This is a genomic window from Paenibacillus sp. LS1, assembly GCF_026013365.1.
In the GTDB taxonomy this organism is placed as follows: Bacteria; Bacillota; Bacilli; order Paenibacillales; family Paenibacillaceae; genus Paenibacillus.
Genome location: NZ_JAPDOE010000012.1, coordinates 118,037 through 144,338, shown reverse-complemented (window position 1 = coordinate 144,338; position 26,302 = coordinate 118,037). Strand labels below are relative to the sequence as shown.

At 48.4% G+C, this 26,302-nt stretch carries 18 protein-coding genes; 16 read left to right on the top strand and 2 right to left on the bottom strand.

What is annotated here, in order from left to right:
• The first annotated feature begins 12 nt into the window (after nucleotides 1-12).
• The 14 genes from OM416_RS27205 to OM416_RS27140 all read left to right on the top strand — a co-directional run bounded on the left by OM416_RS27205 (nucleotide 13) and on the right by OM416_RS27140 (nucleotide 22,163).
• The gene (locus OM416_RS27205) at nucleotides 13-2,112 is read left to right on the top strand and encodes a family 16 glycoside hydrolase (RefSeq protein ID WP_264934732.1); all 2,100 of its coding nucleotides are present in this window, start codon (nucleotides 13-15) and stop codon (nucleotides 2,110-2,112) included.
• A gap of 341 nt (nucleotides 2,113-2,453) precedes the next feature.
• Complete coding sequence (locus tag OM416_RS27200; RefSeq protein WP_264934730.1) at nucleotides 2,454-3,467, top strand: ABC transporter substrate-binding protein; 1,014 nt, start codon at nucleotides 2,454-2,456, stop codon at nucleotides 3,465-3,467.
• A 97-nt stretch (nucleotides 3,468-3,564) separates the two neighbouring features.
• A complete protein-coding gene (locus tag OM416_RS27195) occupies nucleotides 3,565-4,578 on the top strand; it encodes a FecCD family ABC transporter permease (RefSeq protein ID WP_264934728.1) in 1,014 nt (337 codons plus the stop codon).
• The gene (locus OM416_RS27190) at nucleotides 4,575-5,618 is read left to right on the top strand and encodes a FecCD family ABC transporter permease (protein ID WP_264934726.1); all 1,044 of its coding nucleotides are present in this window, start codon (nucleotides 4,575-4,577) and stop codon (nucleotides 5,616-5,618) included. Before OM416_RS27195 ends, OM416_RS27190 begins: the two co-directional genes overlap by 4 nt.
• Before the next feature lie 13 nt (nucleotides 5,619-5,631).
• The gene (locus OM416_RS27185; protein WP_264934724.1) at nucleotides 5,632-6,453 is read left to right on the top strand and encodes an ABC transporter ATP-binding protein; all 822 of its coding nucleotides are present in this window, start codon (nucleotides 5,632-5,634) and stop codon (nucleotides 6,451-6,453) included.
• Nucleotides 6,454-7,026: 573 nt separating this feature from the next.
• The gene (locus OM416_RS27180; RefSeq protein WP_264934722.1) at nucleotides 7,027-8,052 is read left to right on the top strand and encodes a hypothetical protein; all 1,026 of its coding nucleotides are present in this window, start codon (nucleotides 7,027-7,029) and stop codon (nucleotides 8,050-8,052) included.
• A 68-nt stretch (nucleotides 8,053-8,120) separates the two neighbouring features.
• Entirely contained in the window at nucleotides 8,121-9,476 is a 1,356-nt protein-coding gene (locus OM416_RS27175; protein ID WP_264934719.1) for a diaminobutyrate--2-oxoglutarate transaminase, read from the top strand.
• An 11-nt stretch (nucleotides 9,477-9,487) separates the two neighbouring features.
• Nucleotides 9,488-10,903, top strand: a complete 1,416-nt coding sequence (locus tag OM416_RS27170; RefSeq protein ID WP_264934715.1) for an MFS transporter — start codon at nucleotides 9,488-9,490, stop codon at nucleotides 10,901-10,903.
• Nucleotides 10,881-12,668, top strand: coding sequence for an IucA/IucC family protein (locus OM416_RS27165; RefSeq protein WP_264934787.1), 1,788 nt, complete (start codon nucleotides 10,881-10,883; stop codon nucleotides 12,666-12,668). Before OM416_RS27170 ends, OM416_RS27165 begins: the two co-directional genes overlap by 23 nt.
• On the top strand, nucleotides 12,643-14,478 hold the full coding sequence (locus OM416_RS27160) for an IucA/IucC family protein (RefSeq protein WP_264934713.1): 1,836 nt from the start codon (nucleotides 12,643-12,645) through the stop codon (nucleotides 14,476-14,478). The genes OM416_RS27165 and OM416_RS27160 overlap by 26 nt, the downstream gene beginning before the upstream one ends.
• Nucleotides 14,475-15,251 (top strand): HpcH/HpaI aldolase family protein, encoded by a 777-nt coding sequence (locus OM416_RS27155; RefSeq protein WP_264934711.1) that lies wholly within the window; start codon nucleotides 14,475-14,477, stop codon nucleotides 15,249-15,251. The genes OM416_RS27160 and OM416_RS27155 overlap by 4 nt, the downstream gene beginning before the upstream one ends.
• Nucleotides 15,248-16,561 carry a type III PLP-dependent enzyme gene (locus OM416_RS27150; protein WP_264934709.1) on the top strand — a complete coding sequence of 438 codons (1,314 nt, stop codon included), beginning with the start codon at nucleotides 15,248-15,250 and terminating at the stop codon, nucleotides 16,559-16,561. Before OM416_RS27155 ends, OM416_RS27150 begins: the two co-directional genes overlap by 4 nt.
• A complete protein-coding gene (locus OM416_RS27145; protein ID WP_264934707.1) occupies nucleotides 16,521-18,368 on the top strand; it encodes an IucA/IucC family protein in 1,848 nt (615 codons plus the stop codon). Before OM416_RS27150 ends, OM416_RS27145 begins: the two co-directional genes overlap by 41 nt.
• Before the next feature lie 312 nt (nucleotides 18,369-18,680).
• A complete protein-coding gene (locus OM416_RS27140; protein WP_264934705.1) occupies nucleotides 18,681-22,163 on the top strand; it encodes a glycoside hydrolase family 2 TIM barrel-domain containing protein in 3,483 nt (1,160 codons plus the stop codon).
• A 177-nt stretch (nucleotides 22,164-22,340) separates the two neighbouring features.
• Here OM416_RS27140 and OM416_RS27135 read toward each other — a convergent pair whose 3' ends face one another.
• The gene (locus OM416_RS27135; protein WP_264934702.1) at nucleotides 22,341-23,894 is read right to left on the bottom strand and encodes a stalk domain-containing protein; all 1,554 of its coding nucleotides are present in this window, start codon (nucleotides 23,892-23,894) and stop codon (nucleotides 22,341-22,343) included.
• 194 nt (nucleotides 23,895-24,088) lie between these two features.
• On the opposite strand from OM416_RS27135, the gene OM416_RS27130 reads away from it, so the two are divergent.
• Nucleotides 24,089-24,571 (top strand): DUF4362 domain-containing protein, encoded by a 483-nt coding sequence (locus OM416_RS27130; RefSeq protein ID WP_264934688.1) that lies wholly within the window; start codon nucleotides 24,089-24,091, stop codon nucleotides 24,569-24,571.
• A gap of 113 nt (nucleotides 24,572-24,684) precedes the next feature.
• Here OM416_RS27130 and OM416_RS27125 read toward each other — a convergent pair whose 3' ends face one another.
• Nucleotides 24,685-25,071 carry a VOC family protein gene (locus tag OM416_RS27125; RefSeq protein ID WP_264934686.1) on the bottom strand — a complete coding sequence of 129 codons (387 nt, stop codon included), beginning with the start codon at nucleotides 25,069-25,071 and terminating at the stop codon, nucleotides 24,685-24,687.
• A 144-nt stretch (nucleotides 25,072-25,215) separates the two neighbouring features.
• Between OM416_RS27125 and OM416_RS27120 the strand changes: the two genes are divergently transcribed.
• On the top strand, nucleotides 25,216-26,121 hold the full coding sequence (locus OM416_RS27120; protein ID WP_264934683.1) for an ATP-grasp domain-containing protein: 906 nt from the start codon (nucleotides 25,216-25,218) through the stop codon (nucleotides 26,119-26,121).
• The last annotated feature ends 181 nt before the right edge of the window (nucleotides 26,122-26,302 follow it).

Genomic DNA, 26,302 nt, shown 5'->3' with positions numbered 1-26,302 from the left:
GAGGAATAGTTCATGAGTAGAAACAAACGTTTTACCAAAATGATGGTCCTGGCGCTAAGCATAAGTCTTGTGCTCTCGCTTGGGCTGATTCATCCCGCTCAGGCGAGTGAATGGTCCCAGGATACTTTTGAGAATGGGAGTACGCAGTGGACGTCTACAGGTGGTAGCTGGTCTGTCGTTCAAGATCAGGGGAACGCAGTATATTACCAATCGGGCAAGAGCGAGGGTAGAAGTTCGGCAGGGGACCTGGAATGGAGTGATTACGCCGTTGCAGCGGATGTGAAAGTGGTTGATTTTAATGGATCGACTCGAACTTACGTAGCGGGCAGATATACGGATGCGAACAACTACTATGCAGCTTCGTTGTATAACAGTGGTGGCGGAAAACTTGAAATTCGCAAAAAAGTCAATGGATCAACCACAACACTTGCCACGAAATTGGATTATAAGCTGGCAGTGGATACATGGTATAACGTCAAACTTGAAATGAACGGCCCATCCATTAACATGTACGTGAATGGTGTGTTGGAGCTGTCTGCTACAGATACCGATATCACTAAGGGGAGTGCAGGGCTGGTAACGTTGAAGTCCATTGTCATGTACGATAATGTAACCATTTCGAATATCGGAGATCCGGTAACAGAAACGCCAACCGATCCAACGCCGGAGACTCCGCCAACGGATCCTTCAACCGAAGTACCACCGACTGATCCGTCCACAGAAACACCACCTACCGATTCTACACCAGAGCCAGAAGTTCCCGATCAGACACCGGAAATGGCTGCATACAATGTGACTGGATTTGCCGCAGCAAATACGACCGGTGGAGGTATCATCGAGGATACCGATTCACGTTATATGCGGGTATATACCGCCAGTGATCTGGCTGTGGCTTTGAAGAAAGGTTCCAAAACCAAAGTGGTTGAGATCATGAATGATCTGGACTTGGGCTGGAATGAAATTCCGGCTTCAGCCAAAACGGCTCCTTTTAGCGCCCATAATAACGCCCTGACACATCCTGTACTGATGAAGACGGGTGTCAGCAGAGTGAGTATTGATAACTTTGATGGTCTGACGATTTTCTCGGCTAATGGAGCAACGATCAAACATGCCGCGTTTACATTCAAGCGGAGCAACAATATCATTATTCGTAACCTGGCATTTGATGAACTATGGGAGTGGGACGAAGCTACCAAGGGCAATTATGACAAGAACGATTGGGATTACATTACCGTAGAGAATAGCAGCAACGTCTGGATTGACCATGCGACTTTCCACAAAGCCTATGATGGCCTTGTCGATGTGAAAAAAGGTAGCCGTGGGGTGACGATTTCATGGTCTTCTTTTGTAGGAGACGATCAAGGTCCGAACAGCTGGGTGACTCAACAGGTGGATGCCCTCGAAGCGAATATGTCGGCTCATCCAATGTATGCTTACCTGCGAAGCAGTGCGGTTGGTATGAGTAAGGAACAGATTATTGCCATCGCATCCAGTCAGAAGAAAGGACATCTGATTGGGGCGACAGAGTTCGCCAGTGATAATGCTGATCTGGAAGTGACCCTGCATCACAATTATTATAAAGATATTCAGGATCGCATGCCGCGTGTACGTGGAGGTAATGTACATGTGTACAATATTGTTATGGATAATGCCGATACTTGGGAGATCAAAAAGAAGATTACATCGAGTATGTCCAAAGCGATCTCAGCTAAAGGATATCATTTTGGAATCACCAGTAATGGAGCAATCTCTACAGAGGATGGCGCTGTTTTGTTGGAGAAATCCGTCATTATTGGCGTTCAGGACCCGCTGAGAAACAATCAGGTGAGTGCGTCCAAGAGTAATTACACGGGAAAAATCAAGGCAATCGATACGATATACGTATGGAATGGAGCAAGTTATCGAGGGGGAAGTAAGGATGCCAAAAGCCCACTTTCACCAGGCCCGGCAGTTGAGAAATCATTCGCTTGGAACGGATTTGCATCCTTGCCTTATAATTACGAAGCAGTTGACCCGGCTGACTTGCAGACGAAACTGAATGCTAGCGGTGGTGCCGGTGCGGGGCAGCTTGTATGGACGCCCGTTCAGTGGCTGACAACCGGCTATAATTAAACGGATTGTTCATTCGGTTTTTATGAGTAATTATGAATAAATATGCAAAAGTTAAAACGCCTTGCCGTAGAGGAATTTACGGTGAGGTGTTTTTATTTAGTCGAAAGAGAGTAACAAAAAAATTACATATATGTATTTACGTAATGAGGATTATATTGACTTATATTATATGTATGAAGTCAAAATACCCTTGTTTAAAGCTGTTTTTAGACCCGACAAAGTTCGACATGACCTGATAACTTTTTCCAAATAAAATGCTTGTATATTGGATTCATCTCCATTACAATACAATTGATAATGAGATTCAATATCATTTACAGAGAAAAGGGGAGTCGGGTTACATGTTTAAAGTAAAGAAAAAGTTATATATTTATGCAGCACTTATTCTGATGATTTCACTGCTTGCTGGTTGTGCTTCAGGTGGAAGTGCTGAGACAACGAATACATCCAGCTCGGCGGCAAGTAGTAATGAAAGTAATAATGAAAGCGGTACAACGGGCAGTACAACAGAAGATCAAGCAAGAGTGGTCAAACATGCTATGGGGGAAACCACAATTAAGGGAACCCCGCAAAAAATTGTAACCTTGTTCCAGGGTGCCAATGATGTTGTTGTTGCACTTGGTGTGAAACCGACAGGTGTTGTTGAATCCTGGGTTCAGCAACCCGTATATGAATATCTGAGAGCAGATCTGGATGGAGTAACACAAGTGGGACAAGAATCCCAGCCTAATCTGGAAGAGATCAACAAGTTGAAGCCGGACTTGATCATTGCTACCAAAATCAGACATGAAGAAATCTATGAGCAATTGTCCCAGATCGCACCAACGGTAGTGACGGAAACGTTGTTTGACTGGAAAGAAACCGTGAAGACGACTGGTGAAGCAATGAATATGGTTGAGCAATCAGACAAGCTATTGTCCGATTGGGATGCTCGTGTAGCTGATTTCAAGGCGAAAATGGGTGACCGTCTGCCGATTGAAGCAACCATTACGAACTTTAGAGCCGATCAGGTTCGTATTTTCTATATGGGATACGCAGGTAAGATTCTGAATGAACTTGGGTTCACCAGACCTGCTGGACATGATGCAGACACATGGGGCGTTGAATTGACTTCCAAAGAGAACATTCCGGATATGAATGCGGACATGATCTTTAACTTCAATTCTGGCACCGAAACTGATGCGATTCAGAAAAATTATGATGATTGGACCAGCAGTCCTCTTTGGAAAAATCTTGATGCAGTCAAGAACAACCAACTGATTCAGGTCGATGAAGTGGCCTGGAACATGGCAGGTGGATACACATCGGCCAACATGATGCTGGACGATCTATATAAGCAGTTCAACCTGAACTAATTAACAGGAGCAGGACCTGCCATGCACCAGGACATTCGTTAACGAAGTGTATGGGCAGGCAGGTCTTTTGTCATTTTACAGATGAAAGAGTGAGAATATGTTTCCCCTTTTTACGAAGGCAAGTGCCAAAGTCTGTGGACTGGCTGGTTTATTCATATTGCTTCTACTTGCTTGCCTAGCCAGCATGATTCTGGGACGCACGCATATCACGTTTCAGATGGCATGGGATGCGCTGCAATTCTATGACGAGAGCTCGGTGGAACATGTAGTGCTCCTGACGGAGCGGCTGCCACGTACAATTATTGCCGCTGTCGTTGGTGCAAGTTTGGCGGTGGCAGGGGGACTGATGCAGGCATTAACACGTAATCCGCTTGCATCACCGAGTGTGTTCGGGATCAACGCAGGTGCGATCTTTTTTATTGTCATTGCCATCGTTGTATTGTCCGTATCCTCTCTCACCACCATGATGTGGTTTGGCTTTGCGGGAGCTGCGGTTGCCGCGGCGATTGTATATGCGCTGGGCTCTCTCGGTCGTGATGGCCTGACACCGATCAAAATAGTACTGGCGGGCACGGCAATCTCAGCATTGTTTGCCTCGTTCACACAGGCTATTCTGGTGCTGGATGGAACCGGATTGCAGGATGTATTGTTCTGGCTTGCCGGTTCAGTAAGTGGTCGAACGTTGGATATGTTATATCCTGTGTTGCCGTACATGACAGGTGCAGCTATTGTCTCTCTGTTCATGGGCAGAGCCATCAATCTGCTGCTGACGGGTGACGATATCGCCAAAGGCATGGGACAGAATGTACTTCTGGTCAAGGTGCTCATGGGTATTGTTACCGTATTGCTCGCGGGTGGTTCCGTTGCCGTAGCTGGTTCGATCGGTCTCGTAGGTCTGATTGTCCCGCATATCATGCGTGCACTGGTAGGCAACGATTACCGCTGGCTTGTTCCCTACTCTATTGTAGGGGGAGCGATTCTGCTGCTGTCTGCGGATGTGGTTGCAAGACTGGTAATCATGCCGCAGGAAGTTCCACTTGGTGTCATGACTGCACTCATTGGCGGACCTTTCTTCGTGCACATTGCCCGCAAGGGGGTGACGAAGATATGAGGAAGATGTTGACTTTCCGCAACAAAAAAGACACCATCTCGGTGCAATTGGAACGAAAATCACTGGCTGTTATCGGCATATGTATCCTCTTGTTCCTAGTGGCAGGGGTTGTCGGTACCAGTGTGGGCAGTGACTTTGTATCTCCGCTGGATGTGCTCAGAACGATATTCGGTCTGAATGCAGGCGAGCATGATTTCGTCGTGCTGACCCTGAGACTGCCACGAGTGTTATTATCTTTGCTCGTAGGTGCAGCCCTCGGGATGTCAGGTGCGCTCCTGCAAGGCATTATCCGTAACCCGCTGGCATCACCGGATGTCATTGGTATCACTGGCGGTGCAGCTGTTGCGGCTGTAGGTTTTGTTACATTGCTGGGCGGTGCGGTGAGCATCAAGCTGTTACCACTGTTCGCCATCGTTGGTGCGCTTGTGACGGCTTTGATCATCTACGTACTTGCCTGGAAAAAAGGAGTCAGTCCGATCCGCCTGGTGCTGATCGGGATTGGAGTATCGGCCATTACCGGAGCCGGAACGACCTTTATGCTGATCCTGAGTCCGTTCTACACGGCAGGTCAAGCTTATATCTGGCTGACAGGAAGTATATACGGAGCATCATGGACCGATGTCCGAACCATTCTCCCGGTTATCATTATTGTTGTTCCTCTGGCGATCTGGTTCGCCCGCAGTCTGAATGCACAGGAGTTCGGAGATGATCTGGCCACAGGGCTGGGTGTGACTGTCCAACGGCATCGTTCAGCGTTGTTGTTATGCAGTGTACTACTGGCGGGAATCGCCGTTGCAGTTGCCGGAACCATTGGTTTTGTAGGTCTGATCGCTCCACATATTGCTCGAAAACTGGTTGGACGGATGTTCGGCAGTATGCTATTTGTGTCCGGTCTGGTCGGGGCTTTGCTCGTATTCGTGGCAGATTTGATTGCTCGCACAGCCTTTCTACCGCTTGATGTTCCCGCAGGGGTATTCACCGCAGGCGTAGGCGCACCATTTTTCCTGTATCTGTTGTTCAAGAATCGAAATCAGTTTTGAGGAGGAGAGAGCCGTGAGTATTCTGGAAGCCAAGGAGCTTACTATCTCCTATGGAGTAGATCCCATTATTGAAAATTTAAACCTGACCATTCCCAAGGGACAGATCACCGTCCTGATTGGTAGCAACGGCTGTGGCAAATCCACGCTGCTGCGCACGATGGCCCGTTTGCTGAAATCCAGTTCAGGTTCCGTGCTGCTGGATGGCGAAGAGATTGCCAAGCTGCCGACCAAGGAGATTTCAAGGCGCATGTCCATCCTGCCGCAGGGTCCGACCGCTCCAGAAGGATTGACAGTGAATCAGCTGGTCAAGCAAGGGCGTTATCCACATCAAACGTGGCTGAAGCAATGGTCCCGAGAGGATGAGCGTATGGTCAAGCTGGCACTGGAGTCTACACATCTGACGGAACTCGCCGATCGGCCTGTGGATGCATTGTCCGGTGGACAGCGACAGCGTGCCTGGATTGCGATGACCCTCGCGCAGGGAACCGAAACGCTGTTGCTGGATGAACCTACAACCTATCTGGATATGACACATCAAATTGATATCCTTGATCTGTTGTTCGAGTTGAACGAACGGGAAGGGCGTACCATTGTCATGGTGCTTCATGATCTGAATCTGGCATGTCGGTATGCACATCACATTGTGGCTGTTCACAACAAGTCCATCTACGCGGAAGGTAAACCGGAGGATATCGTTACACAAGAGATGGTCCGTAAGGTTTTCCAGATGGAGTGTGAGATTGCGGTCGATCCGCTGTTCGGCACACCAACTTGCATCCCACATGGAAGAGGGAGGAAGCTGAATGGGGAACAGCGTTATACACAACTGGCTTGAGGATCAAAAAGTCCGCTTTTGATTACTTCAATAATGATTCAACCATCCACACGAACTACATTGCACGAGCATACAGATAACAAATTAGGCAAGCCATTGGTAAAACCATATCCCAGGCTTGCCCAGTTTGTTGTGCCTATTATTCGATAAAAGCATACCTACATCGACTCAAACCTCTATCAAATTACATCTTATTTTTCCTTAAAAGTTTATTATTGACAATATAGCTCGAATTGCCATAAAATAGATTTTGTATGATATTGATAATCATTATCAATAGTAAATTACAATAAAAATTGATGAACGTATGAGCTATATAAGTTGAACTAATCATTTTCACGTAACGGAGAGGACAGAAAAAACCTGAAAAAGCGAAGCTAAAAGCTTTCTGAAAAAAAGCTGGCATCGAAAGCATATGCTATCCCCGGATTTTTCCCTTGAGAAAAGGGAATGAAAAAATCTGGGGATAACAGCGATTGGAAGGTTGTTCTGTCATTGTAGTGTCAGCGTAAATAATCTTTAACTCAACTTATATATGAGCGAGTACTTTCATTCGATCGAGGAGGATTTTCAGTGTTTCCGAAAGGGATTCATAATCTGCAAAACCGACTCATTATAAGCAAAGCGAGAGAAATGGGCATCGCCTGTGAGCCACTTCTTGAGGGATGTGAAGATTTTCTGAAGCTGTCTGTAGGGGACAAGCAGATCATCATTAACAAAACCAGATCTCATCGTCTGCCGTTAATTGCTGGTTTGCTCGCGAAGAACAAGCAGGCATGCAATAAGTTGCTGCATGAACAGGGCATGCCTGTACCGTCATTTATCGTGATCCCGGAGATGGGAAGCGAAGCAACAGATTTTCTAAATACTCATGGTTCCATTGTGGTGAAACCGCTGGATGCAAGCAGTAGCATGGGAGTGACGTTGGATGTGCGTACCGCAGATGAACTGAAGGCAGCCATTCGTCTTGCGGGTGTCCACGGCAGTAGCATTATGTTGCAGAAATATGTGACTGGAATCGATTACAGAGTGCTGATTATTAACGGTGAAGTGGCGGCTGTGAATGAGTATCGACCTGTCTATGTCGAGGGAAACGGGACTTCAACCGTTCGGGCGTTAATCAAGCAGATGAATCAGGAGCGAATCGAGATGACGCACATTGGGGAGTATGAAGCTTTTCCCCAGGTTGATGCAGAAACGGAACGATTACTGGAGGTAATACGAGCACAAGGGACAACACTGGATGAAGTACCTGATGCCGGAAAAGAAATCGAGCTATACGATCTCCGTAACTCAGCCGCCGGAAAAATCAGTGAATTCTACAAGGATTGTACCGAAATCATTCATCCCGAGAATGCCCGAATGATCATTCAAGCTGCCAAAACTCTTCAGATTGATGTCGCTGGAGTCGATGTTCGTTGTCGTGATATCCGCACGCCGATCTCCAGAGACCAGGGAGGCATCCTGGAAGTGAACGCCTTGCCAGATATGACACACCACGTCTTTCCCCATGGTGGAACAACTCGTGATGTAGTTCGGCTATACCTGGAATACCTTTGTCAGGAGCAACTCGAATATAAGACGTATAACAACGGATAAAAGATGTAGAACAAGAATCACAGGCAGCAGGTTCAGCCTGAATCGATTATAAGGAGCGTTAGAGGGCTATGTCAGTAGAGGTGCAGACGGAATATCTGAAGATGCAAAATGAGAAGGAATCCAATGCAAGATCGTACCCCAGACATTTCCCGCTTGTCATTAGTAAAGCCCATGGGGTGAAGATTACCGATACGGAAGGCCGCGTATTCTACGACTGCCTGGCTGGTGCAGGAACATTGGCGCTGGGACATAATCATGACACGGTGGTCAACGCCATTCGCGATGTTCTGGATCAGCAGATTCCGCTACATACACTGGATTTGGCAACGCCGCTGAAGCTTTCATATATGCAAGAAATATTCTCCATCCTTCCGGAAGAGATGCGAGATAAAGCCAAGATTCAGTTCTGTGGTCCAACCGGAGCGGATGCCGTAGAAGCAGCCATTAAGCTGGTCAAACATGCCACAGGTGGCAAGTCCATTCTTGCCTTTCAAGGTGGTTATCACGGTTCAACACAAGCGACGATGTCGATGAGTGGCAATCTGAGTAAGAAACAGCATCTGCAAAGCCTGCTGCCGGATGTGCATTTCCTGCCGTTTCCTTATGAATACCGTTGCCCATTTGGTGTTGGTGAAGGCATGACGGCCCAATTAAGCGCACAGTATATCGAGAATTTGCTTGATGATTGTGAGAGCGGTATTGCGGCACCCTGCGGGGTCATTGTGGAGACGGTGCAGGGAGAGGGCGGAGCGATTCCAGCGGATATCGAATGGCTCAAGGAGTTACGCCGAATCACAGCAGAGCGAAGCATTCCTCTCATCATCGATGAAGTGCAGACAGGCATCGGACGGACAGGGCGAATGTTTTCATTTGAACATGCCGGAATCATTCCCGATGTAATCATCTGCTCCAAAGCGGTTGGCGGTAGTCTGCCGATGTCTGTTGTCATCTACAAAGAAGAGCTGGACCAATGGCAGCCTGGTGCACACACAGGTACGTTCCGTGGCAATCAGCTAGCCATGGCTGCGGGGCTTGCCACACTTCGCTATATCCGGGAACAGGATATTCTACAAAACGTGCAGCTGCGCAGTGAGCAGTTCATGAATCAACTGAATGCATTGAAGGAGCGGTATGCAGAGATTGGTGATGTGCGGGGCAGAGGGCTCATGATTGGCGTTGAAGTGGTTGATCCAACAGGACGCAAGGATCGTCTGGGACATTATCTGCCTAACGGTGCGCTAGCTGAGTCTATTCAGCGTGAATGTTTCAAGAATGGATTAATTGTAGAACTGGGCGGGCGTCATTCCGCTGTTGTTCGTTTTCTGCCGCCGCTGAATATTACGGAACAAGAATCGAACGCGATCCTGGCGATCTTTGAGAAATCGGTAGCTGAAGCGATTGCCTTAGCAACGGCCGCATGCTGAAGCTGTCCCTGATGAAGAGGCATGCAGTATTACTCGCGATTCTGATCGGTGCTTTTTCGCTGGTGCTGACCAACAGTGCATTTAACCTGCTGCTGCCTTATTTTGTGCAATACTATCAGATCTCTACGACAGCAGGCGGATGGATCATCGCATTGTACATGCTCGCCATGACGTTAACGATGCCGCTGGCTTCCCTGATCGTGGACCGACTGGGCCGTAAACAGACGTATATGTTGGGCATCACCATCTATGGAGTGTTCTCGGTGGCAGGTGCGTTGTTTTATCACTCCATCGAAGTGCTCTTGCTGGTCCGTTTCATGCATGGGGTTGCCGCCGGGCTGATGATTCCGTTATCGCTTGTGCTGCTGTTTGATGTATACGGACCGGAGGTAAGGGGGCGAATTACCGGAGCGTGGGGCTTGCTGCTTATGCTGGCTCCGGCTGCTGGTCCAACGCTGGGTGGTTTTATCATTCAGTACGGAAGGCTTGAAATGCTGTTCTGGCTCAATGTGCCGCTGGCTGTGTTTTCTTTTATCGGGTGCGGCCGAGTCATTCAAACCTATATCCCTGCCCGCAGGAAAAAATGGCATCCATTCAGTGTCATGCTGCTAATCTGTGCGGTAGGCGCCCTTAGTCTGGGGGTGCAGTTGTACGCAAGTCCTGTCGTGGAAGTATGGGTACCTTGGCTGCTGATTGCGCTGGGTGTAGTGTTACTCATTCGTTTTGTCCAGACAGAGAACGGTCGCAAGGAACCGCTGATCCGGTACCAGTTGCTGCGGCGTAATGCCGTCTTTCCACTGACCGTGCTGATCTCGACCATTCAGGATTGTGTCATGTTTGGCGTGATCTTTGCCTTGCCGTTGTTGTTCCAGGATGTCTTCCACCTGTCGCCAGCCTTGTCCGGTGCGCTGTTCATTCCCTTGTCGATCTGTACAAGTCTGTTCATGTGGATTGGCGGCAGTTTGCTGGATCGCGGTCGGTCCAGGCATTTTATCGCATGGGGCACGCTGCTGGTATCGATATCGATCTTGTCGTTTGCAGTTCTGCCCATGGGAGCATCGATCTGGATCATCGGGATGCTCATGGCGTGCCGGGGAATAGGCGTTGGCCTGTCAGGTATGAGCATCTCTGCGATTGGTCTGCAAGCCTTACCGGACGAAGACATGCACGAAGGGTCGGTGTTATCAACCACGATTGAGCGTCTGGCTTCTTCGTTTGCGGTGATGGGCATGACCCTGTATTACGACATGCGTTGGCAATGGCTTGCCGGGGCAGGAACGTCCATGGAGATGGCCAAATGGGGAGCGCTCAAAGAGATCTGTATCGGACTAGGCTGCGCCATACTGCTTACACTTCCCCTGGTCTTACTTATAACCCGAAAGAAGGTTGGCATCATTGTTCGAGATGGAAAACAAGCTCCGGTCTGAGGCTGAGCAGCAGGCCCATGAACATTCGTGCAAGCTGTTGCTGAACTGTTACATCCGTGAGCTTGCGTTAGAGAAGGAAAGCGATATTCGGATCCATCCGAATACGCTGACGTACGCTGTTGCTTTTCAAGCCAGCGGGGTGACGGTGACGGGACAACTGGCCTATTACTCTGCCATGGGGGAGCATGAATACCTCAGTATGAAATCTGGCGGGGAAGCGGTGCATTATCGCGACCTGGTTCGCTGGATCACATGTGAGCTAGGTGGAGATCGGGCACAGGGAGCGAGTTCGGATCTACATGGAATGCTGAAGAGTGAGATGAAAAGGAAGAGCTCACTCGAGGTGGATATTGTACATCCATTGGGTGAGAATACGAATCGCGTAGAGCTGGCGTATGCCAGAGATTTTGCACAAAAGGTAGATAACAGTGTGGTTAACCTCACGTTGTACATCGAACAAGCAGCCGGTCTGGACATCCACGACTATCGGACATCGGAACAGTCACTGTTGTATGGTCATCCGTTCCATCCGTTTCCGAAGAACTCCAAAGGCTTTAGCGAGCAGGATGTACAGAAGTACAGTCCGGAGCTACGGACATCGTTTCAACTCTGTTATATCGCCGTGAGGCAGGATGTCTATGTGCAGGAATGGGTGGATGACGAGGCGGTAATGGATTTGCATGATCTCCTGCGGAGCCATGTGGAGCCGATTTTAAAAGAAAAGAGTGGTATGTATGGGCTTCTGCCTGTCCATCCATGGCAATACGCGTACATATCACAGCTGTCCGAAGTACAGCACTATATTCGAGATGAAAAATTAATTCTGCTTGGCAGTGCGGGGCCCATCGTCTATCCGACTTCTTCGGTCCGTACGGTTTATATTCCGGCATGGAACTGCAATATCAAGCTATCACTGAGCATGCAGATCACGAACATGATTCGCACCAACAGTGCCGAGCAGATGCGCAGAACACTGGATGCCTCTAAGTACGTCAGCCAGCATGACTGTTTCGGTGCTGAACCGAACACACATATTGCGTATGAGACAGGCGTAGCCACATGTGCCTTTGATGATGAAGAGTTAACCAGTTTATTTACGATAGCTTATCGGCCCATTGAGTTCGATCCTGCGAATACGTATGTTTTATCCAGTCTGGTTGAGGCACCGCTTCCTGGGATGCGGTCGCGACTGATGACATTGCTGGGCGGAGACTGTGACATAGCTGAGCGCTGGCTGGATCGATATCTGCAATGTTCTCTGCTGCCGATTGTACGGGCGGCGGGTGAGAAAGGCATACATTTTGAAGCTCATTTGCAGAATACCCTTGTGACCTTGGAGGATGGGATGCCTGTTGATTTTATCGTCCGCGATCTGGAAGGGGTCAGTGTGGATGAGGAACTTATACTTGAGCAGGATCGTGCAACGTCCGATTTACTATTTTATTCGCGAGAGAAAGCTTGGGCGCGGACATCGTACTATTTTATCGTCAATCATCTGGGGTCTCTGATTCATGCCATCGCGCGAGATGTGAACGTCCCGGAGGAGCATTTCTGGAGGCAGGTACGTGAGGTACTTGTGGATGAACTGGAACGAACGGGCAATGCATATGTGCAACATCTGCTGACGACGGATGCGTTTCTGGCCAAACAAAATTTGGTGAGTTGTCTAAGAGGGATCAGCCAGACCCCGGCTTACGTGCCGGTGAGCAATGTAATGAAACGAATAGGGAGTGAAGTGCGTGGGAGTCGTGGGATACAAGGCTGAAGCAGGCGGCAGGACAGAAGCAGTATACGTGGATGTACAGGAACGAATCATGCGGCAGACGATGGAGGCGATGTGGTTCGAAGGCATTCTGGACAGTCATGTAAGTGGGAGCGAATGGCGAACGGAGGGACTTACATCGTCAGGGAATCCTGTGGCGTACACGTGTGAAGCGGAGCGAAAGTTTTCATTTGGTCGGGTGAAGGTAAAGAAGGGTTCGATTCAAAGGGAAGGCGTCAACTGTACCGATTTGGATCTGTTTCTGGAGGAAATCGTGCTGAACGCTTTGAAGGGTGCGAATGTGACGGCTTTTATCCAGGAACTGCTCGAAACGATGGCAAAGGACAGTCAGTGCCGGACCATATTACCCTTGAATATTCCGAGTGAGGATCGGCATTATGATGCGCTTGAAAGTCACATGACCGACGGTCATCTGTACCACCCGAGCTACAAGTCGAGGTTGGGATTTTCTTTGAAAGACAATCTGGCTTATGGCCCTGAATTTAACTCGGAGGTTTCATTAGTCTGGGTTGCTGTGAAAAAAGAATTTGCTCAGACCGCTGTATCCGCGGGGTATACCTCTGAAGAATTGGTGGGGCAGCATCTGACCGTAGAGGACGTACAGCGATTCCATCAGATGCTGGAGTGCGATGGGAAAGAAGGCGCAGTCATTGGTGAGCGATATGTCTTCATTCCTGTTCATCCATGGCAGTGGGAGCACCAGTTGGAATCGGTATATGCCCGTCAACTGATGGATGGGGACATCGTATATCTCGGACCATCGTCTTCGCCCTATCGTGCGCAGCAGTCGATCCGTTCGCTGTCGAACAGAGTGAACCCGGAATCTCCTTACATCAAGCTTTCCCTCAGCATTACCAACACGTCGAGCACACGTATTCTGGCACAGCATACGACCCAGAACGCGCCGCTGATCAGCGATTGGCTGGGTGAACTTGTTCGTGAAGATGAGCTGTTGCAGCAGGCGCAGTTTGGCATTTTGAAAGAAATCATGGGACTGTCGTTCCGTTATGAGCAGTTGCCTGCAACCCAGTATGGACGGGCCTACGGTACACTCGGTGCGATCTGGCGGGAGAATGTATCGGTTCATCTAAAGGAAGGCGAGACCGCATGGCCGCTGAATGCGCTGATGTTGGTGCAGCCAGATGGTGTTCCATTTATCCAGGATGCTGTAGAACGACATGGTGTGGAAAAGTGGAGCGAGGCCCTTGTTCGCACGGTTACGCTGCCGATTATTCATTTGCTCTATGCACACGGGATTGCGCTGGAATCTCATGCTCAGAATATCATTTTGGTACTGGAAGATGATCTGCCGAAACGAATCATTATCAAGGATCTGCATGATGGTGTTCGCTACGTACCGGATCAATTATTACACCCGGAACGGGCTCCGAAGCTGAACCCCGAGCCGGAAACCCACCGCAAGTTCAATCGGTATTCCTTCATCTATGCCGGAGATGTGTCGGAAGTCCGGGACTATACGTATGATGCGTTCTTTTTTATCTGCATGACGGATATTGCGCTGGCTTTGGAGAAGTTTGGTTTGGCAGAGGAAGCATTCTGGCAACTGTGCGCAGGTGTGATTGTAGATTATCAGAAGCAGCACCCGCAATACGCAGAGCGGTTTGTTGCATTTGACCTTTTTGCCGAAGATGCACTAATCGAAGAGATGACCAAGCGTCGTCTGTATGGGGATGGAGAGTTATATTTCCGCAAGGCGAGTAATCCACTCAAGGTATCGAAGGATGCACTTGAATCCAAAGGAACGCCCGAATTAAAGGAAATCGTCGAATGAGGATTAACACGCTGAAGGAAAAGATTGCACGCAAACAGCCAGTCTATGGCCTTTTTGTATCCATACCACACCCGGTCATCATCGAGATGATCGGCCATGCCGAATATGACTTTGTCATTATTGATCTGGAACATGCCGCAACATCGATGGAATCGGTGGAAGAGTTGGTTCGTGCGGCGGAACTGGTGGGTCTAACCCCGCTGGTTCGTATCTCGAAGGTGGAGCGAGCGGAGATTCTTAAGGTGCTGGACTGTGGCGCCCAAGGCATCGTCATTCCACATGTCGAGCAACTAGAGCAGGTGGAGGAAGCGGTTCGTCACGCCTACTATCATCCGGTTGGCATGCGGAGCTTGAATAGCGGTCGTCCCGGTGTATTCGGTAAATATCCGCTCACGGGATATATTGGGGAAGCGAACCAGCAGGTGATGGTTGTCCCCATGATCGAAAGTGCGGAGGGCGTGCGGCAAAGTGCACAGATTCTGTCTCACCCTCAGGTGAGTTTTGTATTGGAAGGGGCGGCGGATCTGTCGCAATCTCTCGGCGTGCCATGGCAGACCGAACACCCGGATGTGAGACGCGCGCTGGATGAATTGCATGCTACTGCGCTACAGTGCGAAGTACCTTATGCTACGGTCACGAGAGGCGTGGAAGACATGTCGCTCTGGGCTGAGCGGGGAGTACATATATACGTGCTGGGTGATGATCGGAATACGGCGTTTCGGGCGTATGCCCAAAAACGGAATGACTACAGGAATGCGGGTGGGCAGATATGAAACCTAGTGTATGGCAGGTGATTGATGAACTACAACGCGGATTGGAAGACCCGGTATGTGCGTATGTCTACGATCTGGCCGGCATTCGGGAACAGGTAGGTCAGATGCTGGGCAGCATGCCCGGAAACACAGAATTGTTCTATGCCATCAAGGCGAATCCAGATCCGCAAATCATTGAGGCGTTGCTTCCATTGGTGAAGGGCTTTGAAGTGGCTTCAATTGGAGAGTTGCTCAAGGTTAGAGCTGTAAGCCGAGAGGTTCCAATTCTGTTCGGAGGTCCGGGTAAGAAAGAGAGCGAACTGCGGCTAGCCCTCGAGAATGGCGTGAGCTACATCCATGTGGAGAGTCTGCTGGAGCTGCGGCGCATCATTGCGATTGCGAAAGAGCGAGAGATGGAGCATGAGCAGGTGCAAGAAAATGAGCCGAAACACAAACAACAACAGGAGCAAGCGCAGGAGGTTCGCATTCTGCTCCGAATCAATCTGCGAAGCAGTACGTTACCTCGGACGAAGATTGTCATGGGCGGTGGGCCGAGTCCTTTTGGAATCGATGAAGAGGCGGTGGAAGAAGCCGTAGAACTCATTCGTGTGGAAGGCGCCGATGTGGTTCGGTTAAGCGGGTTCCACTTTCACTCCTTATCTAACAATATGGACGCCAGGCTGCATGCTGAGATGATCGAGCTGTATTTGCAAAAGGTGGAGCAGTGGCAGCACAAGTATGATCTACCTGTGGAAGTGGTGAATGCAGGAGGTGGATTCGGTGTCACGTATGATGGCAGCCCCGGATTCGACTGGCCCTTGTTCACTTTCCTGCTGGAGCAAAGTGAAGCCAGACAGCGCCTTGTTTCACGCGGAGGTCAGCTGTATTTTGAATCGGGTCGACTGCTGGTAGCAGACTACGGGTATTATGCCGCAGAGGTTACGGATATCAAAACCTCTCATGATCAGTATTTTGCCGTGTTAAGGGGAGGTACGCACCACAATCGTCTGCCTGCTTCATGGGGACATAACCATCCGTTTCAGATTATGACGACGGATCGTTGGAAGCATTCGTTTGTCCGTCCGGAGGTAAGAGATCGTCGTGTTCATATTGTAGGTGAGCTATGCACACCCAAGGATCGCATGCATTCTGATGCGGAGGTAGCGCTGCTACGGGTAGGAGACATTGTTGTATTTGAAAAGTCTGGAGCTTATTGCTGGACCATCTCGCATCATGATTTTCTGGGGCATCCGCACCCGGCATTCCATTATCTAACGGAGGACAATGATCATGTCAACACTGATGAAGCGTTCCAGTCTGCAAGCCGCTGAACGCCGGATTATGGCGGATCTGATGAATTCATTCTTGTCGGAGCAATTGCTTCCACTGGAAGGATATTCGTTCATTGATTTTGCCGTGGCATCTGCACCTTTCCGTCGATTGTTCAAGGAATATGACAGCGAAGAGACCAATCAGAATGTAGCTTCTCGCTATAGATTGCACACTCAAGGTGTACTGTGTCTGGTTGAAGCAGGAGTAAGACAGGGGACCCAATGGGTTCAGGGTTCACCGATCTACGAGGAGAAAGCAGATGGAAGTTGGGTTCTTCTCGATTCTCCGGCAGAGGTTGGACGTGCCGTGTTACAGAAGGCTTTGTCGAATGAGGCTTATGCGCAACCTGGGGTGGCAGAGTTTCTTGCTAGTCTGGGCATTGCTGTGGAGCAGTATGCTCTGGGCTGGGAACAAGTCCAGTATCTGTCCGCCAACGTCCCGGCGTCTGCTTATGAGTGGTTTATCAAGGGGGAGCGCGTTGCTGCATTGCGGGATCGTCCGTTTCACCCATCGTCCAAAGCCAAAGTAGGATTCAGCGCAGAAGATGTAACAAGGTATGCAGCGGAATTCGGAAAGGCGATTTCGCTGCGTTGGGTGGCTATACGGCTGAATGCGGTGCAGCAAGGTTGTGAAGATGGACTGTCCATTTTGGACGTGTTAGACGATGTTCAGCGCGGAGTGGTGGAAGCCGAGTTTGCCCGAAAAGGGATCACGCTGGAAGAATATCTGCCGATGCCTGTACATCCGTGGCAATTGCAGCATGTGATTCTGCCCCGTTTCACTGGGGAGATCGAAGAAGGCAGCATTGTCGTATTGGACGTAGAAGTGGGCGACGTACAGGCAACATCCTCTCTGCGCTCGATGGCTCCATCAACCGAGTCCACTCGGATGCTCAAGCTACCCGTTAGTGTGCTGTCACTGGGGGCTGCTCGCTATCTTCCGGTAGTCAAGCTGCTGAATGGTCTTGCTGGGGAACGGATGCTACGACAGGCCGTTGCGTGTGACGAGACTTTGAAGGATAAGGTGTTCATGTGCGAAGAGCAGAACTGGTGGGGTTTCATGCCAGAATCCATGGGACTGTTCGATGATCATCCCCGGCATCTGGCTGCACAGATTCGTGTGTATCCCGCTGAATTGCTTAATGAAGCCTACAAAGTCATTCCAATGGCTGCACTGGGTGTGAATCTGGAAGGTAACCATCTATTAAAGGACATTCTGGGGGATGATTTGAGCAGCGCGGATGTTCTCGACTTTTATACCAGTATAGCTACGATGTTCTATGATATCGTGATGCGTCTGTTCAAGGTGGGTGTTGTACCTGAGATTCATGGTCAGAACTGTTGTCTGGTGTTAAAGGATAATAAGGTAAAAGGTCTTTTGTTCCGCGATCATGATTCCGTGCGTCTGCATCAGCCTTATCTGGATGAGCATGGGATCGCCGACCCTGCTTATCATATTCGCCCTGGCTACTCGAACAGCTTGTATAACGAGACGATCCAGAAGCTGATCTTCTATGTGCAGTCGCTGGGGACGCAGGTGAATCTGGCTGCGATCATGGAGGCTTTGAGCGAAGTGTATCACATCCCGGAAACGAAGTTATGGGAGATCACGGAGCAGGCTTGGAAGGAAGCGCTGCAACATGTGCAGCTTCCCGAATCCGACCGGGTCGCGCTCGCTCATGCGATATTCGAGAGCAGGGAGTGGCCCGTGAAGTTAGTTGTCCGTCCGCTGCTTGAAGCGGATGGGGTGCCTGGCGCGATGCCATCGGGCAAAGGCAAAGGGTGGAACCCTTTTTACAAGAGATAGAGGTTGAGTAGTATTGGTGTAGGAGTGTATAGAGAAGAAGTGGCGTGCTAAAGGATAGATATAGAAGGTGACCCGTTTGACGGGTTGCCTTTTTGGCTTGTTATCATTGAGAGTTGAATGCTTGGAGGGATAAAACGTTCATTAATCTGGCTAAAAAATCTTATGAAATGAAGGTACAGGAAAGAGACTGATGGTATAATCGGGTTATGTGTTATAGTCATACTTGTGTATTACCGAAAAGGTTTTCGGAAAAAGCGACATCTACTGTTGAAACCGTAATCATAATTTACTTGAAGAAAGTGAGAATCTACCATGAATCAGAAGAGGCTTTTTAATGATGGATGGCAATTTGCGAAAAGCAAGCTGGATGTTACGGAACCTGCGGGTCTGGTGTATGAACCTGTGGAGCTTCCCCATGATTGGCTGATATATAATACGCTTGAACTGTATGAAGACAGCATTGGATGGTACAGCAAGACGTTCCATTATACGAAGGATGAGCAGCAGCTTTTGCTTTGTTTTGATGGCGTATACATGGACTCTTCGGTGTATGTGAACGGGCAGCTGGTTGGAGAGTGGAAGTATGGCTATTCTGCTTTTGAACATGAGATCACGAATGCACTGGTGGAAGGCGACAATGAGATTGTGGTCAAAGTGGTGCATCAGAGCCCGAACAGCAGATGGTATTCCGGTGCCGGAATCTATCGCCATGTGTGGCTGAAGACGAGAGACCGCAACCATATTGTTACGGATGGGACTTATGTATCCATCAAGCAACAGACGGATGGCTGGCAGGTGGAATTGGATACGGAGCTGAACCTGGAACAGAATCAGCAAGCAAAACTGGTGCATACGATCTTGTATGAAGGTCAGGTAGTGGCATCCACCCAAGCGAATGTTACGACTTCAGCAGGTGAGAATGCGTCCGCATCGACAGATAGCCAACAGATCAGTATGGAGAATCCAAACCTGTGGAGCCCGGATGCACCGCATCTGTATGAACTGGTCACCGAACTGAGACTAATCACGGATGATCAGAGTGAGGAGATCATTGAAACCGTAACCCAACGTATTGGATTTAAGGACGTTAAGCTGGATCCTAGTGAAGGTTTCTATCTGAATGGAGTCCACACGAAGATGAATGGTGTGTGCGAACACCACGATCTCGGGGCACTGGGAGCTGCGTTTAACCTGACGGCATTGCGTAGAAGATTTGTTTTGCTCAAAGAAATGGGCGTTAATGCCATCCGTACCGCGCATAATATGCCTGCCAAAGAGTTCATGGAACTTGCTGATGAGATGGGTATGCTGGTGGTGTCTGAAGCCTTTGATATGTGGGAACGTGCCAAAACGCCATACGACTATGCGAGATTTTTCCCGGAGTGGGTGCATACGGATGTGAAGAGTTGGGTGAAGCGCGACCGTAACCATCCCAGCCTGATCATGTGGAGTATCGGGAACGAAATTTACGACACCCATGCGGATGAGCGTGGACAGGAAGTAACTCGAATGCTGATGGATTATGTGCTGGAATTTGATCCGAAAGGCAATGCTGGCGTGACGATTGGTTCCAACTACATGCCTTGGGAAAATGCACAAAAATGCGCGGATATCGTGAAGCTGGCAGGCTACAACTACGCGGAAAAATATTACGACAAACATCATGAAGAGCATCCGGACTGGATCATCTATGGTAGTGAGACGTCTTCTGTAGTACAGAGTCGTGGCATTTATCACTTCCCGTTCGAACAGCCGATTCTGGCAGATGATGATGAGCAATGCTCGGCTTTGGGTAACAGTACGACCAGTTGGGGCGCGAAGTCGGCAGAATACTGCATTTTGGCAGAGCGGGATCGTCCTTACTCATTGGGTCAATTCCTGTGGACTGGATTCGATTATATTGGAGAGCCGACACCGTATCATACGAAGAATTCGTATTTTGGACAGCTGGATACAGCAACGTTCCCGAAAGACTCTTATTTCATTTACCAAGCGGCTTGGACGGATTATAAGAAAAGTCCGATGGTTCACCTGTTCCCTTATTGGGATTTCAGCCCAGGTCAGATCATTGATGTACGCGTGTGCAGCAACGCGCCGAAGATTGAGCTGCAACTTAACGGTAAAACCATTGGCACGTACGATATCGATCATGCCAATGGAACACAGCTGTCTGGCTGGTGGAAAGTGCCTTATGAAGAGGGCGAGCTGAAAGCGATCGCTTACGATGAGAACGGTCAGATCATTGCAACCGATGTGCAAAGATCCTATACGGATGCGAAGAAGATTCGTCTGCAAGCGGATCGGGAGCAGTTGCAAGCCAGTGGTACAGACCTCATTTTTGTAGAAATTGATGTGGAAGATGAAGCGGGGAATACGGTACACAATGCGAACAACCGCGTGCAAGTTCAGGTGACTGGTGCAGGACGATTGCTGGGTCTGGATAACGGGGATAGCACGGACTATGATCCATACAAAGGTTTGAGCAGAAGACTGTTCAGCGGCAAACTGATGGCGATCATCGGAGCGACAAATGAACCTGGAAGGATTCGGATTGAAGTTTCTTCCGAAGGGTTGGAAGGGGCTATGGCTGAGTTCGAATCTCTAGTTGTGGCGGCTGAACTTAATGATGAGAAAGAAGTACAACCTGTCTTCATGAACAATAAAGAACGTCCGGTGTTTACGGGGAATGCTCAGGAGATTCCTTTGCGGAAAATCGAGATCATCAGTACTGCAGGACAGTTGCTCGATCCGTCCAACCCGGAGTTAATTGTAACCGCCAAACTGTATCCAGAGAACACTTCCTATCGCGACATCGAGTGGGCTGTTGTAAATGATGCTGGAATCGAGTCCAACATTGCCAAAGTGGAAGCTGTTCAAGCGGAAGCGGGCGATAGTGTTGAGCATCAACATGCGGTAAAGGTATCGGCTATAGGTGACGGCGAGTTCCGACTTCGCGCAACCAGTACCAATGGTACGGATAAAACGAAACTCATCTCCCAGCTGGAGTTCAAGGCGGATGGTCTCGGTACAGCCTACAAAGATCCATACGGCTTCATCACGGGCGGACTGTACGATTACACCAAAGGTGAGGTTGGTAACGGAAACGAACGTGGGGTAGCGACAAGTCGCGATGGAGAGACACATGTAGGCTTCCGTAATATTGACTTCGGACCATATGGCTCCGATACGATTACCATTCCAATCTTTACGTTATCCACTGAGGATTACTTCATTCAGATCTGGGAAGGTATGCCGGATGAAGAGGGAAGTACGATGATCGCGGATGTGGTATATGACAAAGAGTCCATTTGGAATGTGTACCAGGAAGAGACATATCATCTGTCCAAACGCCTTAGCGGGATTACATCGATCTGCTTTGTACTGAAGCAGAAGATTCATATTAAAGGTTTCTCCTTTGAGCGTCAAAGTCGTGCCTTTGAACAGAATGCCGCTGCATCCTGTGATCATCTCTATGGAGATACGTTTAAAATTGAAGGTGATCGTGTTGAAGGTATCGGAAACAATGTATCACTGGAGTTTGAAAATATGGACTTTACGGCAGAAGGCACGTCGAAGCTCGTGATCTACGGTCATTCGCCGATTGATAAGAATACCATTCATATTCGTTTTGCAGGTGCGGACGGACAGAGCAACCAGTTGGTTGAGTTCACACAGTCGGGTGGATATGAGGAGCGGGTGTTTGAGCTTGAGCAGGTGAAAGGTGAGCAGAAAGTAAGCTTTATCTTCCTGCCAGGCAGTCAGTTTGACTTCGGCTGGTTCCGATTCGAAAAATAGGAAGATACTTGGAATAAAATATTATCCTCCATCGCTCCGTTGAGCGGTGTGTGGTTAAACAGATTAATCCTCTTCAAATAACGATGTTCGTAAAGAACAGGACGTTTACTTGAAGAGGATTTTTTATATTTTAGGGGATTTAGATGGTGTAAAAGTATTCGTTTAGAGCCCTGACTTTTACTTGTCCACATCGTCAATGGATAGCCTGGCTTTCTCTGGATCCCAGGACACGTTCAAACCCAAACCACGCAATACTTCAAAAGGTACAGTGGTTGCTCCTGAGTAGTTATTGATGGGTTCAGATAGCTCTATGAGTTGCTCTCCAGACGCATCCATGGAAGTTATTTGATAATGTGCTTCGTTAGGGTTGATCGTAATTGTTCGATTGTTATATTTTAACGTATAGTAACTCAGGCTACCTTCCGCCTTATGAACCTCAAATTTTGCTCCGAGTGCTGCTGCGATTGCTTTGATTGGCAACTGTACGGTCTTGGGCGTTTCCACCGCGGGATACATCGACTGGAATAGCTCACCGTTTAGGTAAACATCCATTCCAAGCTTGGCCTGAACCGGTTTGTAGACCATGCCTCCAGAAGATGTTGCAGGTGCGCCCGCTTCCTGATACTTATCACTTCCCCAGCCCCATACAGTCCCCTCGGAGGATAATGCAAGACTATGGTGATATCCCGCTGAAACATCGGTAATGCCAGACAAATGGTGTACTTTTCCTTCTTTGCCGGTCACTGTCCTTCCATAGCTATACACCTCACCAGTAGTAGTAAGTAACAACGTATAACTTGAATTGGCATCCATCTTCTTCACTTTGAGCTCGTGATGAAAGGGGGTGACTTTGCCCTCTAGGTCTAGCTGCCAAGCCTTTCCCTTCTTATCCAGTGCAAGTAGGGATGCATCTGCACCGGTGATCGAAGATATGTTGTTCAACCCCTTTAACTTGGTTGGTTTGGAAGGCGCTTTACCAGGTTCGTCTGGTTCGTTCCATGTCCATACGGAGCCATCTTTCTTCAGAGCATAGCCGTGTAGGCCAGCGGATTCAACTTGGATGATATCTTTTAGTCCACTGATCGTCTGTAGCTTACGTGTCTGTTCCAGGTCTACGGCTTGAGGCGGATTTTGCCAAGACCGAACAGTTCCGTCCTGGAGAAGGGCGATGGTTGAAAAAGCCCCTATGCTAACATTCGTGGCAGAGGTAATATCAGGCACTCGACGTGGCATGTTGCCGTTACCCCACTCCCAAATGGTTCCATCTGCTTGAATGGCTGCGTTGTTCCCACCACCGGAGGATGAAATAACTGTTACATTAGATAGTTTGGGGATACGAATCGGACTAAATGTATGACGATATCGAACATCCTCGCTCACACCAAGTTCTCCCCAGAGATTACGTCCCCAGGCCCATACGGAACCATCACTTCTCAAAGCGACTGTGTAATAATAAGCACCCTGTACAGCGGTATAGTAAATTTTCTTCTCTAAACTGTTTGATGCAGTCGGTTGAACAGAGATGTTACTGGCCGAAGGTTGGGCATTAGTAGCTGCGTGAGTCATTGGCACAGCTGTTAGCTCCATCAGCAGGCTTGACGCAACTAATGTTGTAGCCATTGCAATAGCGAATCGATGGGCCGTTTTGCGCTTACCTTTGGATCGATTATTCAAGCGTGAAGTGGAGCGTTTTTCTTCTACTATGTGATCGGATGAGTTTACCGATTGCATGATATCGCCTCTTTTTCGGATGAGTTGGGTATGAATGTTGCATTTCTTTCTAAACGCTCTATGAAGGGATGAAGTTACATACAAATGATAAAATTTCCTTTATATTGAAGAGGGCTGAGTGTAATTGCAGTCTTCTTAACAGAAATTAGGTAACCTGCACGTAGTCTTTAGCGTCATAAAGATGAGGTGATTGGATGAAGAGAGTGCTGCTTACGGTTTTGTTAGTTTTAATAGTGTTAACAGCGTTAACAGCATGTGAGGCAAATGATCAGAAAGTGGATTTTCCAGTAATGACGAAATCATTCCCAGAAATTATTGATCCCCATAATCCAGAGCAAGCGGAGCAAAGCGGGGATGTGGTTGTGCTTCACGGAGGCATACTGAACGGGGATAAGTGGAACACATTTATGAAAAATGTGAAGGAAAAGCATCAGGCTCAGGTTCGCGTAACGAAGTATACCATTGAAGGTGGGCCCATTATCCATGAACTGATCTATGATGGTACAGCCATTCAATTCACTTACGATGACTCAAGAGATCTCTATGGCTCCACACAGGGAAGGGCGAACGACACCTGCAAAGGGATCGGCATGATGAAGAGTGAGCAAGGACGTATTTTTTACGTGTTAACTGGTTGTGAGAAGGAAGAGAACCCCTTTTCTATCCCTAAGCGTTAAATGAGATGCATCCAGATGCAAACTCTTAATGAATTTCATAAATCCAAAAAACCTGCGAAGCCGAGGCTTTGCAGGTTTTTTTTGCGACCATATAAAGGTGAAAAATCACGTGATTAACTGTACAAAGCATTGGACAGCTCAAGCAGGTTTCCGTCAGGATCACGTACATACACCGAACGAATGGGACCCAGCGCACCGGTACGTTCCACTGGACCTTCTTCGATCTTCGTATGATGTTGTGAGAGATGGAGAATCATTTCTTCCAAGGGTGTGCTGACCAGAAAACAAAGATCTGCCGAACCCGGCGTAGGGGTATGAGCTTTCGGTTCGAACTCTTTGCCCCGTTCATGCAAATTGATCTTCTGCTGTCCAAACTGTAATGCTTTTCGGCCTTGGCCGAATTCGACTACCTTCATACCTAATATGTTGGTATAAAATGAAAGGGTTGCTTCCAGATTCTCTACGGTTAACACGAGATGATCAAGTCGTTCTATTTGCATGGATAAGCCTCCTTCGAATTGGATCAATTGTTCCTGTAGAATGAGGGTGTATATAGTAGTATGTCATTTATTATACCTTAGAGCTCAGTTAGATCGACAACGTATGAGAAACACAATTAAGCAGGATGAATAAGGGAGGTACATATGAAAATTATTTTTAGTAGTTCGCCGCTGGATGAGAAGAAGGTAGATGAAAGTTATGAACAGGAGTATGTATGTGCCAAGGAACTTGGCTTTGAGGTGGGACTGGTTCATCTGGAAGAACTAATAGTTAACAAGCGTCCGGAACACGCTGTGAGACGACTGAAGCACGCAACAGAACGGGAGGATGTACTGTACCGGGGCTGGATGCTGACACCGGAAGCGTACGGGCTACTATATAAGGCGCTGGCATCGAAAAATCTATATCTCATTAATACACCAGAGCAATACAAGCATTGCCATTACCTGCCCGAGTCATATGACGTAATTAAAGGGTATACACCGCACTCGGTCTGGGTTCCCATGTCAGTGATTCAGGCTTCACCAGATGCCGTTAAGGAGGCCACTCGCCAGTTTGGTAATCAGCCAATTATCGTTAAGGATTATGTGAAATCTCGTAAACATGAGTGGAAGGAAGCCTGTTACATCCCAGATGCTGCGGATGAGGAGCATGTGAAGCAGGTTGTGCATAACTTTGTGAGGCTACAAGGTGAAGAGTTGAATGTAGGGCTTGTGTTCAGGGAGTATGTTCAGTTGGAGTTTCAGTCCTACCATGAACAGAGTGGTATGCCGTTATCCCGAGAGATGCGGGTGTTTATGTTTGACGGTAAGCCTGCATACATCTCTAACTATTGGGATGAAGGTCAGGACGAAGCGTTTAGAGATGCACTCACTTTATTTCTGGACATTGCACAAACGATTCGAAGCCGTTTCTTCACGATGGATTTTGCCAAGGTGGAAGGCGGCTCTTGGATTGTTCTTGAACTCGGTGACGGCCAGGTGGCGGGATTACCGGATTATGCGGATCCGTTGACGTTTTATGAGCAATTGAAGAGAGCATTAGTGTAAACAACTAAGAAGAGTTAAGTTCAAATGGGATATTCGATACGTGTAGTGTGGATTCTTAATTCATAATTACCGAAAAATAAAAAATATGAACGGAAGCACTAAAATAAAAAGACCGATAATGATAGCGAAGATGATACTCTTTTTGTTCATTGTGTGCTCCTTTCAGAGAGAGAAAGCTTAT